Genomic DNA, 14,073 nt, shown 5'->3' with positions numbered 1-14,073 from the left:
TTCCGGTGAGCATCATTCCGCACTATCCTCGGGGAACGTGACCGCATCTCCGCCCGACCTCGCCCTCCCGGCCTGTGACTTCACCGTCTTCGGCGGCACCGGTGACCTGGCCCTCCGCAAGCTCCTGCCCGGGCTCTACCAGCGCGAGCGGCAGCGTCAGCTGCACCAGGACACCCGGATCATCGGCGTCTCCCGGCACGACCTCGACGACGCGGGCTACCGCCACCTGGTCACCGAGGCGCTCTTCGACCACGTCCCCGAGGACCACCTCGAGGCGGGTGCGGTCCACCGGCTCACCAGCCGCCTGCACCACGTCTCGCTCGACGCACACTCCCCCGAGGACTGGGACCTGCTGCACGGGTTGCTCAAGGAGCAACGGGGCGAGACCCGCGAGAGCGGCGAGGACGCCACCCGGATCTTCTACCTCGCCGTCGCCTCCGACCTGTTCGGACCGATCTGCGACCGTCTCGACGAGCTCGGCCTCGTCACGGCCGACAGCCGGGTGGTCCTCGAGAAGCCCATCGGGTCCGACCTCGCGTCCTCGCGGGTCGTCAACGACGCGGTCGGGCAGGTGTTCGAGGAGGGCCAGATCTTCCGGATCGACCACTACCTCGGCAAGGAGAGCGTGCAGAACCTCCTCGTCACCCGCTTCGCGAACATCTTCCTCGAGCCGATCTGGAACTCCCGCTGGGTCGACCACGTCCAGATCACCGTCTCCGAGACCCTCGGCGTCGCCGGCCGTGGGGAGTACTACGACCGGGCCGGCGCGATGCGCGACATGATCCAGAACCACCTGCTCCAGATGCTCTGCCTCGTCGCGATGGAACCGCCGACCTATGTCGGCGGTGACCCCGTCCGCGACGAGAAGCTCAAGGTCCTGCGCGCACTGACCCCGCTCACCGGCGTCGACGTCGACCGCAACACCGTGCGCGGCCAGTACACGACGTACGGCGAGGAGGTCGGGCACCCGAGCACGACCGAGACCTACGTCGCGCTCCGCGCCGAGGTGCAGAACTGGCGGTGGGCGGGCGTGCCGTTCTACCTGCGCACCGGCAAGCGGATGGCCCGCCAGGAGTCGACGATCGAGATCGTCTTCAAGGAGCCGCCCCACGCGATGTTCCCGCACAGCGAGGGCATCACCACCCCCAACCGGCTGACCGTGCGGATGCAGCCCGACGAGGGCATGCAGCTGCACCTGACCGCCAAGCACCCCGGCCCCGGTGGCATCCGGCTGCACCCCGCCTCGCTCGACCTCAGCTATGCCGACGCGTTCGACGAGCGCAGCCCCGACCCCTACGAGCGCCTGCTGATGGACGTCATGCGCGGCATCCCGACGCTGTTCATGCGCCGCGACGAGGTCGAGGCCGCCTGGACCTGGGTCGAGCCCATCCTCGAGCGGTGGCGCGACACCGGCATGGAACCGGTCCGTTACCACCCCGGCACCCACGGGCCCGCCGCAGCGACGAGGCTGCTGGCCAGGGATCGCCGCACCTGGCAGGAGAACGCCTGATGACCACCACTCCACTCCATCCGGTGCTGGCCGACGTCACCCGTCGACTCACCGAGCGCAGCGCCGCCACCCGCACGGCGTACCTCACGCGCACCCGGGCGGCCGCGGTGCGTGGACCCGCCCGCGGCCGCCTGGCGTGCGCCAACCTCGCGCACGGCTTCGCCGCCTCCGAGGGCAGCGAGAAGGCCGAGCTCGCGCGCGGCCAGAAGCCCAACATCGCGATCGTGACGAGCTACAACGACATGCTCTCCGCGCACCAGCCGTACGTCGACTACCCGCCCGTCCTCAAGGACACGGTCATCCGCACGGGCGGACTCGCCCAGGTCGCGGGCGGCGTGCCCGCGATGTGCGACGGCGTCACGCAGGGCCGCGACGGCATGCAGCTCTCGCTCTACAGCCGCGACGTGATCGCGATGTCGACGGCAATCGCGCTCTCCCACGACATGTTCGACGGCGCCCTGCTGCTGGGTGTCTGCGACAAGATCGTGCCCGGCCTGCTGATCGGCGCCCTGTCCTTCGGTCACCTGCCGTCGGTCTGGGTGCCCGCCGGCCCGATGGAGTCCGGCCTGCCGAACAAGGAGAAGGCCCGGGTCCGGCAGCTGTTCGCCGAGGGCAAGGTCGGTCGCGAGGAGCTGCTCGAGGCCGAGTCGGCGTCGTACCACTCGCGCGGCACGTGCACCTTCTACGGCACCGCCAACTCCAACCAGCTGCTGATGGAGGTGCTCGGCCTCCACCTCCCGGGCTCGTCCTTCGTCAACCCCGGGACGCCGCTGCGCGACGCCCTCACCCGCGAGGCAGCTGCTGTCGCCGTACGCCGCACGACGCAGTACGACGACGCGCCGGGCCTCGGCGAGATGGTCGACGAGAAGGCGATCCTCAACGCGTGCGTGGCGCTGCTCGCCAGCGGCGGCTCCACCAACCACACCCTCCACCTCGTCGCGATCGCCCGTGCCGCGGGCATCCTGCTCACCTGGGACGACCTCGCGGAGCTCTCCGCCGTCGTCCCGCTGATCGCCCGGATCTACCCCAACGGCGCGGCCGACGTGAACCATTTCCACGCCGCCGGTGGCATCGGGTTCCTGATCCGCACGCTCCTGGACTCCGGGCTGCTGCACGAGGACGTCGAGACGATCCTCGGGCACGGCCTGCGCCGCTACACCGAGGAGCCCGTGCTGGTGGACGGTGCCGTGACCTGGCGTCCCGGCACGCCGAGCAGCCTGGACCTCGACGTGCTCCGGCCGGCGACCGATCCGTTCTCCACCGACGGCGGCCTCAAGGTCGTCCGGGGCCTGCTCGGCATCGGCGTCGTGAAGACCTCGGCCGTCGCCGTGGAGCACCGCACCGTCTCCGCACCGGCCCGGGTCTTCGACGACCAGCACGACTTCCTGGCCGCCTTCGCAGCCGGCGAGCTCGACGGCATCGACCTGGTCGCGGTCATCCGCTACCAGGGCCCGGCGGCCAACGGCATGCCCGAGCTCCACAAGCTCACCCCTGCACTGGGCGTCCTGCAGGACCGCGGCCAGAAGGTCGCGATCGTCACCGACGGGCGGATGTCCGGTGCCTCCGGCAAGGTCCCAGCCGCCATCCACGTCACGCCGGAGGCCGCCCTCGGCGGACCGCTCTCCCGCGTCCGCGACGGCGACCTGATCACCCTCGACGCCGATGCCGGGACACTCGAGATCGAGGCCGACCTGGCGCACCGTACGCCGACGGGCGCAGCCCCCTCGGGCCAGGACTTCGCCGGCACCGGACGCGAGCTCTTCGCGGCCTTCCGCGCCACCGTCGGTCCTGCCGACGAGGGCGCCTCGATCTTCCCCGTACTCACCCCGACCGACGCGGAGACCTCCCTTGTCCACACCTGAGTCCCCGTCCCGGTTCGACAGCGTCCTCGACGCGGTCCCGGTCATGCCCGTCGTCGTCATCGACGACCTCACCACCGCCGTCCCGGTCGCCCGGGCACTGGTCGACGGCGGCCTGCCCGCCATCGAGCTGACGCTGCGCACCCCGGTCGCCCTCGACGCGTTGCGGGCCATCGCGGAGGAGGTCCCGGAGATCCTGCTCGGCGCCGGCACCATCACCACCCCGGCGCAGGCCGAGGCAGCCGTCGAGGCAGGTGCCCGGTTCCTCGTCTCCCCGGGCGCCACCCCGAGCCTGCTCGCCGCGATGGCCGGGACGGGTGTGCCCTTCCTGGCCGGCACCTCGACGGTCTCGGAGGTGCTCGCGGTGCTCGAGGCGGGGTTGACCGAGATGAAGTTCTTCCCGGCGGAGGCGGCCGGCGGGGCGCCGTACCTCAGGTCCGTGGCCGGCCCGCTCCCCCAGGCCCGCTTCTGCCCGACCGGCGGGATCACGCCGCAGTCCGCCCCCGGCTACCTCGCCCTGCCCAACGTGGGCTGCGTCGGCGGCTCGTGGCTCACGCCCGCCGATGCCCTCGCGGCCGGCGACTGGGAGCGGGTCACCAAGCTGGCGGCGGAGGCCGCCGCGCTGCGCTGATCCCTCAGCAGGCAGCCGTCAGCCGCGACGGCCGAGCAGGGCCAGCAGCTCCACCAGTGGTGCCCCAACTCATCGGCCCCGCGCGCGGTAGTCCCGGGTCAAAAGCACCGCGACACGCCGGTGAGCGGGTGCTTTTGACCCGGGACTATCCCCGCTGGGAGGTGAAGAAGGAGTCGAGGAGGGCGGCGGACTCCTCGGCCAGGATCCCGGCGACGACCTCGGGACGGTGGTTGAGGCGACGGTCACGGACGACGTCCCACAGCGAGCCGACGGCACCGGCCTTCTCGTCCCAGGCGCCGAAGACGACCCGCTCGACGCGCGACAGCACCGCGGCGCCGGCGCACATGGTGCACGGCTCGAGGGTGACGACGAGGGTGCAGCCGGCCAGGCGCCACTCACCGCGGGCCGTGGCCGCGGCGCGCAGCGCGACGACCTCCGCATGTCCTGTCGGATCTCCGTCACGCTCGCGGACGTTGCGGCCCGTACCGATGACGGTGCCGTCGGGATCGAGGACCACCGCGCCGATCGGTACGTCGCCCGTCCCCAACGCAGCGCGCGCCTCGTCCAGCGCGGCCCGCATCGGGCCGAGCCAGTCGGTCGCTCCGCTCACGCCGAGGTGAGACCGACGACGTCGTCGAAGAGCTCGCCGAAGCCCAGTCCGCGCGCGACCTCGGACAGCATCTCGTCGGGGTACAACTCGTCGTCGTCCATGATCTCGGCGAGGGACATCGCGTCGACGCCGAGGTCGCTGAGCAGCTCCAGGTCGCCGCCGGGCTCGGCGTCGTCCTCGTCCTCCACGCCGGGCAGACCGAGGTGCTCCACGACCGAGGCCGCGATCTCCCACTCGGTCGCCGCGCTCACGTCGGACAGCATCACCCTGGTCTGCTGGCCCGAGACCCGGACCACGACGAAGAAGTCCTCCTCCACCGCGACCAGGCCGACCGCGCCGCCGTCGCCGGGGAAACGGCGCAGCGCCGTGGCGAGCGTCTCGACGTCCACCGCGTGGTCGGGGGTGAGCTCCGCGACCTGCCAGACGCCCTCCTCGCGGTAGGCGGCCAGAGCGAAGTCGACTGATTCGATGGCAGGGCTGACCGCGGACATGCAGCAAGCGTGACACGCCTTGCCCCGTGGGGCCAGCGCATAAGGTTCTCCCATGCAGACGCTCGTCGTGGACCACCCGCTCGTCGCCCACAAGCTCACCGTGCTGAGGGACGAGAACACCGACTCCCCGACGTTCCGATCCCTCACCGACGAGCTGGTCACCCTCCTCGCCTACGAGGCCACCCGCGACGTCCGGGTCGAGCCCTGCGACATCGTCACCCCCGTCGCGCCCACCACCGGGATCCGGCTCGCGTCGCCCCGCCCGCTGGTCGTCCCGATCCTGCGCGCCGGGCTCGGCATGCTCGACGGGATGATGCGTCTGCTCCCGACCGCCGAGGTCGGCTTCCTGGGGATGGTCCGCAACGAGGAGACCCTCGAGGCGTCGACGTACGCCGAGCGGTTGCCCGACGACCTGTCCGGGCGCCAGTGCTACGTGCTGGACCCGATGCTCGCGACCGGTGGCACGCTCGCCGCGGCGATCCGCTTCCTCGTCGACCGGGGCGCCGACCACATCACCGCCGTCTGCCTGCTGGCCGCACCGGAGGGTTGCGCGCGGCTGGCCGAGGAGCTCTCCGACCTCGCCATCCCGGTCACGATCGTGACCGCTGCGATGGACGAGCGGCTCAACGAGCAGGGCTACATCGTCCCCGGCCTGGGCGACGCGGGCGACCGCCTGTACGGCATCGCGGGCTGAGCACCAGCCCGAGTCAAGGCCGACCCCGGCCCCACCCTGGCCCCACCCCGGCCCGAATTGGATCGATCGATCTTGGGCTACGCCCGCCCAGTAGACGTAGGTCACACGTAAGACGAGGCCGTGAAGCGGTGAGGTCTGTGTAGTTTGACCAGCGCTGTGCCCACGCTGGGCACTTGTTCACGAACGGCTGGAGGCTCCGTGCTCATCGGTATCCCCCGCGAGTCCAAAACGGGTGAAACGCTCGTTGCGGCGACCGCCAAGACGGTATCCCAACTGACCAATCTCGGCTACGACGTCATCGTCGAGTCCGGTGCCGGCGTCCACGCCGACCAGCCGGACCAGGTGTTCGTCGATGCCGGGGTCCGGGTGGGGTCGAGCGAGGAGGTGTGGGCCGCTGACGTCGTCGTCAAGGTCAACGCCCCCTCCGAGGAGGAGATCGGCCGGCTCCGCCAGGGCGCCACGATCATCTCCATGATGGCTCCCGGGCGCAGCCCCGAGCTGCTCGAGAAGCTCGAGGGCGCCGGTGTCACGGCGCTCGCCATGGACGCGGTGCCGCGGATCTCGCGCGCCCAGTCGATGGACGTGCTGTCCTCGATGGCCAACGTCGCGGGCTACCGCGCCGTGGTCGAGTCGGCGCACGAGTTCGGCCGCATGTTCACCGGGCAGGTGACCGCGGCCGGCAAGATCCCCCCGGCACGAGTGTTCGTCGTGGGTGCCGGTGTCGCCGGCCTCGCCGCGATCGGTGCGGCGTCCGCGATGGGTGCGGTCGTGCGCGCCTTCGACGTACGCCCCGAGGTCGCCGAGCAGGTCGAGTCGATGGGCGCCCAGTTCGTGCACGTCGAGATGGAGCAGGAGGTCTCCTCCGACGGCTACGCCAAGGAGATGTCCGAGGCCCAGGTCGCCGCGACCGCCGCGATGTACGACGAGGAGGCGCGTGCCGCCGACATCGTCATCACCACCGCGCTGATCCCCGGACGCCCGGCACCGAAGCTGCTGTCCGCCGAGACCGTCGCGGGCATGGCGAACGGCTCGGTCATCGTCGACATGGCAGCGGCCAACGGCGGCAACGCCGCCGGCACCGTCACCGACGAGAGGATCGTGACCGACAACGGTGTCACGATCCTCGGCTACACCGACCTCGCCGGCCGCCTCGCGGCCCAGACGTCGCAGCTCTACGGCACCAACATCGTCAACCTGCTCAAGCTGCTGACCCCCGAGAAGGACGGCAACCTCGCCCTGGACTTCGACGACGTCGTCCAGCGCGGCATCACCGTCGTCAAGGACGGGGAGTCGACCTGGCCGCCGCCCGCCGTGCAGGTCTCGGCCGCTCCCGCCGCGGCTGCGCCGGCTGCTGCCCCCGTCGCGGAGCCGAAGGCCCCGATGACCGCCGGAACGAAGGTCGGCCTCGTGCTCGGCGCGATCGGCCTGTTCTGGCTGGTCAACGCCCTCGCCCCGACCGACGACCTGCGCCGTCACTTCACGGTCCTGATGCTGTCGATCGTGATCGGCTACTACGTCATCGGCAAGGTCGCGCACGCGCTGCACACGCCGCTGATGTCGGTGACGAACGCGATCTCCGGAGTGGTGGTCGTGGGTGCACTGGTCCAGGTCGCCAGCGACGACAAGCTCATCGTCGGCCTGTCCGCGGCGGCGATCCTGCTCGCGTCCATCAACATCTTCGGTGGCTTCGCGGTCACCCGGCGCATGCTCGCCATGTTCAGCAAGGGAGCCTGAGCCATGGACATCATCTCCATCACCGGTGCGGCGTACATCGTCGCCGCGCTGCTGTTCATCCTGTCGCTGGCCGGACTGTCCCGGCACGAGTCGGCCAAGAGCGGCCTGACCTACGGCATGGTCGGCATGGGCGTGGCCCTCGTCGCGACCATCGCCCAGACCGTCGACGTCAGTGAGTACGTCGAGGACCGCAGCATGATCATCGCCCTGCTGCTCCTCGCCGTCTTCGCCGGAGCGGCGATCGGCCTGTGGCGCGCCCGGATCGTCGAGATGACCGGGATGCCCGAGCTCATCGCGCTGCTGCACTCGTTCGTGGGTCTGGCCGCCGTCCTGATCGGCGTCAACGGTCACCTCGCGGGCTCGCACTACTCGCTCGACAGCCTCAACAACATCCACGAGGCCGAGGTCTCGATCGGCATCTTCATCGGTGCGGTCACCTTCACCGGCTCGATCGTTGCCAACCTCAAGCTGTCCGCGAAGATCAGCTCCTCCCCGCTGATGCTGCCGGGCAAGAACCTCATCAACGTCGGTTCGCTGGTGCTGTTCGTGATCCTCACCGTCGTGTACGTCGCGGTCGACCCCGGCACCGGCCAGGACATCGTCCTCGCGATCCTGACCCTGCTGGCGCTCGCGCTCGGTTGGCACCTCGTCGCCTCCATCGGTGGCGGCGACATGCCGGTCGTGGTGTCGATGCTCAACAGCTACTCCGGTTGGGCCGCGGCCGCCTCGGGCTTCCTGCTCGGCAACGACCTGCTCATCGTCACCGGTGCGCTCGTCGGTTCCTCGGGTGCCTACCTGTCCTACATCATGTGCAAGGCGATGAACCGTTCGTTCATCTCCGTCATCGCGGGCGGGTTCGGCATCGCTGCCCCTGCCGGCGAGGACAAGGACTACGGCGAGCACCGCGAGATCCAGGCCGACGCCGTGGCCGAGCTCCTCGCGGGCGCGTCCTCGGTCATCATCACGCCGGGCTACGGCATGGCCGTCGCGCAGGCGCAGTACCCCGTCGCCGACCTCACCGCGAAGCTGCGCGCCAAGGGTGTCGAGGTCCGCTTCGGCATCCACCCCGTCGCGGGTCGCCTCCCGGGCCACATGAACGTCCTGCTCGCCGAGGCCAAGCTGCCCTACGACATCGTGCTCGAGATGGACGAGATCAACGACGACTTCGCCTCCACCGACGTCGTCCTGGTCATCGGCGCCAACGACACCGTCAACCCCGCCGCCAACGATGACCCCAGCTCCCCGATCGCCGGCATGCCGGTGCTCGAGGTCTGGAACGCCAAGGACGTCATCGTGTTCAAGCGCTCCATGGCGGCCGGCTACGCCGGTGTCCAGAACCCGCTGTTCTTCCGGGAGAACAGCCAGATGCTGTTCGGCGACGCGAAGGACCGCGTCGAGGACATCGTCCGAGCCCTGGGCTGAGCGAGGAACGAGCTCAGGCCAGGACCAGCGAGGAGGTTGAGGAGGCCCGCGGCTGAGGTACGAAGCCGCGACGGCCGTCTCGAAACCTACGAGCCCTGGGCTGAGCGAGGAACGAGCTCAACCGGAGCCCTGGGCTGAGCGAGGAACGAGCTCAACCGGAGCCCTGGGCTGAGCGAGGAACGAGCTCAACCGGAGCCCTGGGCTGAGCGAGGAACGTCATACGACGGAGGGCCGGGACCGCTGCGGCGGGACCGGCCTTTCGTCGTACAGGGCGAGACGGCAACGTCGCCGCAGCGTCCTCGCACCTACCGTCAAGGCAACCGCACCCGACTCGCGAAGGAACCACCCATGCGTCTCCTCCTGATGGGCCCGCCCGGCGCCGGCAAGGGCACCCAGTCCGCCGCACTCGCCGCCCGCTTCGACATCCCGGCGATCGCGACGGGTGACATCTTCCGCGCACAGGTCGCCGCGCAGACGCCGCTCGGCATCACGGCGCAGGGCTACATGGACCGCGGCGAGTACGTCGCCGACGAGGTCACCAACGCCATGGTCGCGGTGCGTCTGGCCGAGCCCGACTGCGCCGACGGCTTCCTGCTCGACGGCTACCCGCGCACGGTCGAGCAGGTCGCCGAGCTCGACACCATGCTCGCGACGGCCGATTCCACGCTCGACTCCGTCGTGGTGCTCACCGTCGACACCGACGAGCTGGTCGGACGACTCCTGCGCCGCGCCGAGATCGAGGGCCGTGCCGACGACACCGAGCCGGTGATCCGTCGCCGCCAGGAGGTGTACGCCGAGCAGACCGCTCCGCTCGTCGAGCTGTACGACGCCCGCAGCCTGGTCCGCGAGGTCGACGGCACGGGCACGGTCGAGGAGATCGGTGCGCGGATCGACGAGGTCCTCTCGCGCCCGGTCGTCTGAACCGACCTGTCCCTCAGAGGACCACGGACGCCAGCGTCTCGTACCTGGGCGTACGACGGGCGCCCTCACCCAGGTGCGAGGCGATGACCTCGACCGACTCGATCGTCCACTCCGGTCCGGTGTAGCCGTCGAAGAGCCGCACCCAGCTGGTCATCTCCACGAATCGGCCTCCCGTGCGGGCAACGGTCACGTGCGGGCGGAAGCGCTGGCCGTCGACCTCGATGCCACTGGCGACGGCGGCGTTGCGCGAGCGCAGCGCCAGCGTCTCGAGCAGGTCGACGCCCTCGCCGACGACCCCCGCAGCGAGCACACGCGCCTCGGCGACGTTGGGGAACACCAGGGATCCCGCCAGCGCCAGCGTGGCCGGGGCCAGTCCGTCGAAGGACTCGGCCAGCCGGTCGACGTACCCGTCGATCCGGCCGGAGGCCGCCGAGCCCATGAAGGCCAGGGTGAGGTGGAGGTGCTCGGGACGGGTCCAGCGGAACTCGGCGGAGTCCCGGCGCGGCTCGAGGAACGTCTCGAGGTGCTCGACGGCGTCCGGGGACGGGACGACGGCAGCGAAGACCCGCATCAGACCCGGGACCCGACCAGCTGGCCGATGCCGTGGGTGACCGCCATGGCGAGCAGTCCACCGAGGACGTTGCGCACGACCGCGAGCCGGGCCGACGCATAGCCGAACCTCGCGCTCCCCCAGCCGGTCACCACCAGCGCCAGGACCACGGCGAGCACCGTGACCGGCACGCGGAGGTCCGCCGTCACCAGCAGGATCGTGAGCAGCGGCAGGGCCGCGCCGAGGGTGAAGGAGATCATCGAGGCGAAGGCGGCGTTCCACGGGTTGGTGAGGTCGTCGGGGTCGATGCCCAGCTCGACCTCGGCGTGTGCCGCGAGGGCGTCCTTCTCGGTGAGCTGCCGGGCGACCTCGAGCGCGAGGTCGGGCTCGAGCCCCTTGTCGACGTACAGGCCGGCGAGCTCGGCGAGCTCGTCCTCGGGGTCCTCGCGCAGCTCGCGCCGCTCCTTGGCGAGCAACGCCTCCTCGGAGTCGCGTTGGGTGCTGACCGAGACGTACTCGCCTGCGCCCATGCTCATCGCGCCTGCAGCCAGTCCGGCGACACCGGCGATCAGGATCGCCGTGCGATCGGTGGTCGCGCCGGCGACACCGAGCACGATGCCGGCGGTCGAGACGATGCCGTCGTTGGCGCCGAGGACACCGGCCCTCAGCCAGTTCAGTCGATCGTTGAATCCCTGCTGGTGGGGCTCGTCGTCGTGGGGTCCCAGCTCCCCGATGGAATCGTCCTGCTGTGCGTTCACTTCAGCCACAGGGACGATGATCCCCGAGTCCGGGGCCGCGCGCGAGCGTGATTCACCGGCTCGGCGCCGAACCCACCACGATCACGTACAGGTGCCGCGGGCCGTGCACGCCCTCGACCCGGTCCAGCTCGATGTCACTGGTCGCACTCGGTCCACTGATCCAGGTCAGTGGGCGCACGGGATCCAGCAACGGGAAGGCGTCCGGGACGTCGGGGACGACCTGGTCGGCGCGCACGACGCAGACGTGGAGGTCCGGCACGAGGGTGATCGCGCGACGCCCCTGGTCGGGCTCGTGGTCGAGCACGATCGTGCCGGTCTCGGCGATGCCGACCCGGGCGCAGGTGACGACCGCGTCGACCAGGTCGAGCTCGGAAGCGGTCAGCCCGTCGTCGCGGACCGGGTGCGTGATCCCGGCGAGCACGGCCTCCGGCAGACCTGCGGGTACGACGACGCGGGAGCCGACCGGCAGCGCGGCGGCCACGGCGGTGGCGAGGCCGTCGGGCGCGCAGTGCACGACGGTGGCGCGGTAGTCGGCGACCCGTTCGGCGAAGTGGTCGATCAGTCCCAGTGCCTCCGGCACCCGGGCTCCGGGCGGGGAGAGCACCGGTTCCGCGTCCGGCTCGACGTCGCGCAGCGCGGTGCGGATGCGCCCGAGGATCTCGTCGCGGGCGCTAGCCATCGGCCTTGCCTCCATCGGTGCGATTCCACCACTCGCGGAAGGACTCGGTCGGTGGGGCCGGCAGGTCGCGGGCGTCGGTCCAGGCAGCACCGGGACCGGGGATGCGTCCGACGACCGGGCTGCGGCGGCGCAGGACCTTGCCCGCCACTCCGGAGAGCTTCTCGAGGCGGCCGAGGCGACGCTCGTCGGCGAAGGCCCAGGCTGCGCCCCGGAAGGCGATCGCCTCCGGCTTCGGGATCCGGTCCTCACGGTGCGAGTCGACGACCTTGGAGCGCAGGTGGACCAGCACCTCGGGGATGTCGATGCGCACCGGGCAGGCCTCGAAGCAGGCGCCGCACAACGAGGACGCGTAGGGCAGGGAGTCGGTCTGCGGGTCGCCCGTGCCCTTGAGCAGCGGGTTGAGGATCGCGCCGATCGGGCCGGGGTAGACCGAGCCGTAGGCGTGACCTCCGGTGCGCTCGTAGACGGGACACACGTTGAGGCAGGCCGAGCAGCGGATGCAGCGCAGCGCCTGGCGACCGACGTCGTCGGCCAGCGCACGGGTGCGGCCGTTGTCGAGCAGGACGACGTGCACCTCCTGCGGTCCGTCGCCCGGCGAGATGCCGGTCCACGTGGACGTGTAGGGGTTCATCCGCTCCCCGGTCGAGGAGCGCGGCAGCAGCCGGATCAGCGGGTCGAGCTCGGCCCAGCTGGGCACGACCTTCTCGATGCCCACGATGCTGACCAGCACCTCGGGCAGGGTCAGGCACATCCGGCCGTTGCCCTCCGACTCGACGACGACGAGGGTGCCCGTGTCGGCGATCGCGAAGTTGGCGCCGGAGACGGCCATGCGGGCGCGCAGGAACTTCTCGCGCAGGTGCTCGCGCGCGGCACCGGCCAGCACGGCCGGCTCGTCGGTGAGGTCGTCCGGAGCAGGCCGCCCCACCTCGCCCATGCGGCGGAGGAAGATCTCGCGGATCTCCGCACGATTGCGGTGGATGGCCGGGACCAGGATGTGGCTGGGCAGGTCACCGCCGAGCTGGACGATGAGCTCGGCGAGGTCGGTCTCCCAGGCGGCCACGCCGGCCGCCTCGAGGGCCTCGTTGAGGCCGATCTCCTGGGTGACCATCGACTTCACCTTGACGACCTCGTCGACGGCGTGGGCCCGGGCCACGTCGATCACGATGCGGTTGGCCTCCTCGGCGTCCCGCGCCCAGTGCACGACGGCACCCCGGGCGGTCAGGGACTCCTCGAGCCGCACCAGCTGCTCGTCGAGGTCGCGCAGGGCACGGTCCTTGACCGCGGCACCGGCGAGGCGCAGGTCCTCCCAGTTCTCGACCTCACCCACCACGGCGGCCCGCTTGCCCCGGATCACGCCGGTGGCGTGGGCGAGGTTGTGCCGCAGCTGGGTGTCGGCCAGGGCCTCGCGGGCAGCGGTGGGGAAGGCGGGCATGCCGACGAAGGTGCCAGTCATCGGGCGACCTCCGCGGGCTGGTCCTCGGTCGCGGCCAGGATCTCGGCAAGGTGCATGACCCGCACCCCGGCCCGGCCCCGACCGAGCATCCCGCCGATGTGCATCAGGCAGGAGTTGTCGCCGGCGACCAGCACCTCGGCGTCGGTGGAGCGCACGTGACGGGCCTTGTCGGTGCCCATCGCCACGGACGTGTCGGAGTTCTTCAACGCGAACGTGCCGCCGAACCCGCAGCACTCCTCGGCCTTGGGCAGGTCGACGAGACGCAGCCCGCGCACGGCCTGGAGCAGCCGGGTCGGCCGGTCGGCCACACCGAGCATCCGCAGCGAGTGACAGGTCGGGTGGTAGGTGACCGAGTGCGGGAAGTAGGCACCCACGTCGGTCACGCCGAGTACGTCGACGAGGAACTCGGTGAGCTCGTAGGTGCGCGGCGAGGTCTCCGCCACGGCCGCCACCAGACCCACGTCACCCGACCGCTTCGCGACGATCTGGTGCTGGTGTCGCGCGGACCCGGCACACGATCCCGACGGGGTGACGATGGCGTCGTACCCCTCGAAGGCGCGGGTGAAGGCGCGCACCGCCGGCACCGCCTCGTCGAGATAGCCGGTGTTGACCATCGGCTGCCCGCAGCAGGTCTGCGCCTGCGGGAAGTCGACCTCGACACCGAGACGGCGCAGCAGCCGGACGACCGCCTGCCCCGTTCCCGGGAACATGGCGTCGTTGACGCACGTGACCATCAGCGCGACGCGCACCGCTGACCTCTT

The 14,073-nt window shown here is 71.0% G+C and carries 14 protein-coding genes; 7 read left to right on the top strand and 7 right to left on the bottom strand.

Annotated features, from left to right (window positions below; all coding sequences use genetic code 11):
- The first annotated feature begins 37 nt into the window (after positions 1-37).
- The 3 genes from zwf to eda are packed head-to-tail and all read left to right on the top strand — an operon-like array spanning position 38 to position 4,000.
- Entirely contained in the window at positions 38-1,510 is a 1,473-nt protein-coding gene (gene zwf / locus ASE01_RS05480; RefSeq protein ID WP_056749165.1) for a glucose-6-phosphate dehydrogenase, read from the top strand.
- Complete coding sequence (edd, locus tag ASE01_RS05475; protein ID WP_056749164.1) at positions 1,510-3,372, top strand: phosphogluconate dehydratase; 1,863 nt, start codon at positions 1,510-1,512, stop codon at positions 3,370-3,372. Before zwf ends, edd begins: the two co-directional genes overlap by 1 nt.
- Positions 3,359-4,000, top strand: a complete 642-nt coding sequence (eda, locus tag ASE01_RS05470) for a bifunctional 4-hydroxy-2-oxoglutarate aldolase/2-dehydro-3-deoxy-phosphogluconate aldolase (RefSeq protein ID WP_235535874.1) — start codon at positions 3,359-3,361, stop codon at positions 3,998-4,000. Before edd ends, eda begins: the two co-directional genes overlap by 14 nt.
- Before the next feature lie 145 nt (positions 4,001-4,145).
- Here the strand turns inward: eda and ASE01_RS05465 are convergent, their stop codons facing one another.
- Both ASE01_RS05465 and ASE01_RS05460 read right to left on the bottom strand, forming a co-directional pair.
- Positions 4,146-4,610 carry a nucleoside deaminase gene (locus ASE01_RS05465; RefSeq protein ID WP_414858528.1) on the bottom strand — a complete coding sequence of 155 codons (465 nt, stop codon included), beginning with the start codon at positions 4,608-4,610 and terminating at the stop codon, positions 4,146-4,148.
- Complete coding sequence (locus tag ASE01_RS05460; RefSeq protein ID WP_056749162.1) at positions 4,607-5,101, bottom strand: tRNA adenosine deaminase-associated protein; 495 nt, start codon at positions 5,099-5,101, stop codon at positions 4,607-4,609. The genes ASE01_RS05465 and ASE01_RS05460 overlap by 4 nt, the downstream gene beginning before the upstream one ends.
- Before the next feature lie 52 nt (positions 5,102-5,153).
- Here ASE01_RS05460 and upp point away from each other — a divergent pair, with 52 nt between their 5' ends.
- The 4 genes from upp (at position 5,154) to ASE01_RS05440 (ending at position 9,872) form a co-directional block, all read left to right on the top strand.
- Positions 5,154-5,795: a uracil phosphoribosyltransferase gene (gene upp / locus ASE01_RS05455; protein WP_056749161.1), complete on the top strand. Its 642-nt coding sequence runs from the start codon at positions 5,154-5,156 to the stop codon at positions 5,793-5,795.
- 198 nt (positions 5,796-5,993) lie between these two features.
- Positions 5,994-7,529 (top strand): Re/Si-specific NAD(P)(+) transhydrogenase subunit alpha, encoded by a 1,536-nt coding sequence (locus tag ASE01_RS05450; protein WP_056749160.1) that lies wholly within the window; start codon positions 5,994-5,996, stop codon positions 7,527-7,529.
- A gap of 3 nt (positions 7,530-7,532) precedes the next feature.
- A complete protein-coding gene (gene pntB / locus ASE01_RS05445; RefSeq protein ID WP_056749159.1) occupies positions 7,533-8,951 on the top strand; it encodes a Re/Si-specific NAD(P)(+) transhydrogenase subunit beta in 1,419 nt (472 codons plus the stop codon).
- Between the two features lie 348 nt (positions 8,952-9,299).
- Positions 9,300-9,872, top strand: coding sequence for an adenylate kinase (locus ASE01_RS05440; protein ID WP_056749158.1), 573 nt, complete (start codon positions 9,300-9,302; stop codon positions 9,870-9,872).
- A 13-nt stretch (positions 9,873-9,885) separates the two neighbouring features.
- Here the strand turns inward: ASE01_RS05440 and thpR are convergent, their stop codons facing one another.
- Genes thpR through ASE01_RS05415 form a run of 5 tightly spaced genes read right to left on the bottom strand, consistent with a single transcriptional unit; the run spans position 9,886 to position 14,046 of the window.
- Complete coding sequence (gene thpR / locus ASE01_RS05435; protein WP_056749157.1) at positions 9,886-10,443, bottom strand: RNA 2',3'-cyclic phosphodiesterase; 558 nt, start codon at positions 10,441-10,443, stop codon at positions 9,886-9,888.
- Positions 10,443-11,189, bottom strand: coding sequence for a VIT family protein (locus tag ASE01_RS05430; RefSeq protein ID WP_082605835.1), 747 nt, complete (start codon positions 11,187-11,189; stop codon positions 10,443-10,445). The genes thpR and ASE01_RS05430 overlap by 1 nt, the downstream gene beginning before the upstream one ends.
- A gap of 43 nt (positions 11,190-11,232) precedes the next feature.
- On the bottom strand, positions 11,233-11,859 hold the full coding sequence (locus ASE01_RS05425; RefSeq protein ID WP_056749156.1) for a LutC/YkgG family protein: 627 nt from the start codon (positions 11,857-11,859) through the stop codon (positions 11,233-11,235).
- On the bottom strand, positions 11,852-13,312 hold the full coding sequence (locus tag ASE01_RS05420) for a lactate utilization protein B (protein ID WP_056749155.1): 1,461 nt from the start codon (positions 13,310-13,312) through the stop codon (positions 11,852-11,854). Before ASE01_RS05420 ends, ASE01_RS05425 begins: the two co-directional genes overlap by 8 nt.
- A complete protein-coding gene (locus ASE01_RS05415) occupies positions 13,309-14,046 on the bottom strand; it encodes a (Fe-S)-binding protein (RefSeq protein WP_056749352.1) in 738 nt (245 codons plus the stop codon). The genes ASE01_RS05420 and ASE01_RS05415 overlap by 4 nt, the downstream gene beginning before the upstream one ends.
- Positions 14,047-14,073: the final 27 nt, after the last annotated feature.

This window comes from Nocardioides sp. Root190 (genome assembly GCF_001428565.1).
GTDB lineage: Bacteria > Actinomycetota > Actinomycetes > Propionibacteriales > Nocardioidaceae > Nocardioides.
This window is presented reverse-complemented; position numbering and strand designations above follow the sequence as displayed.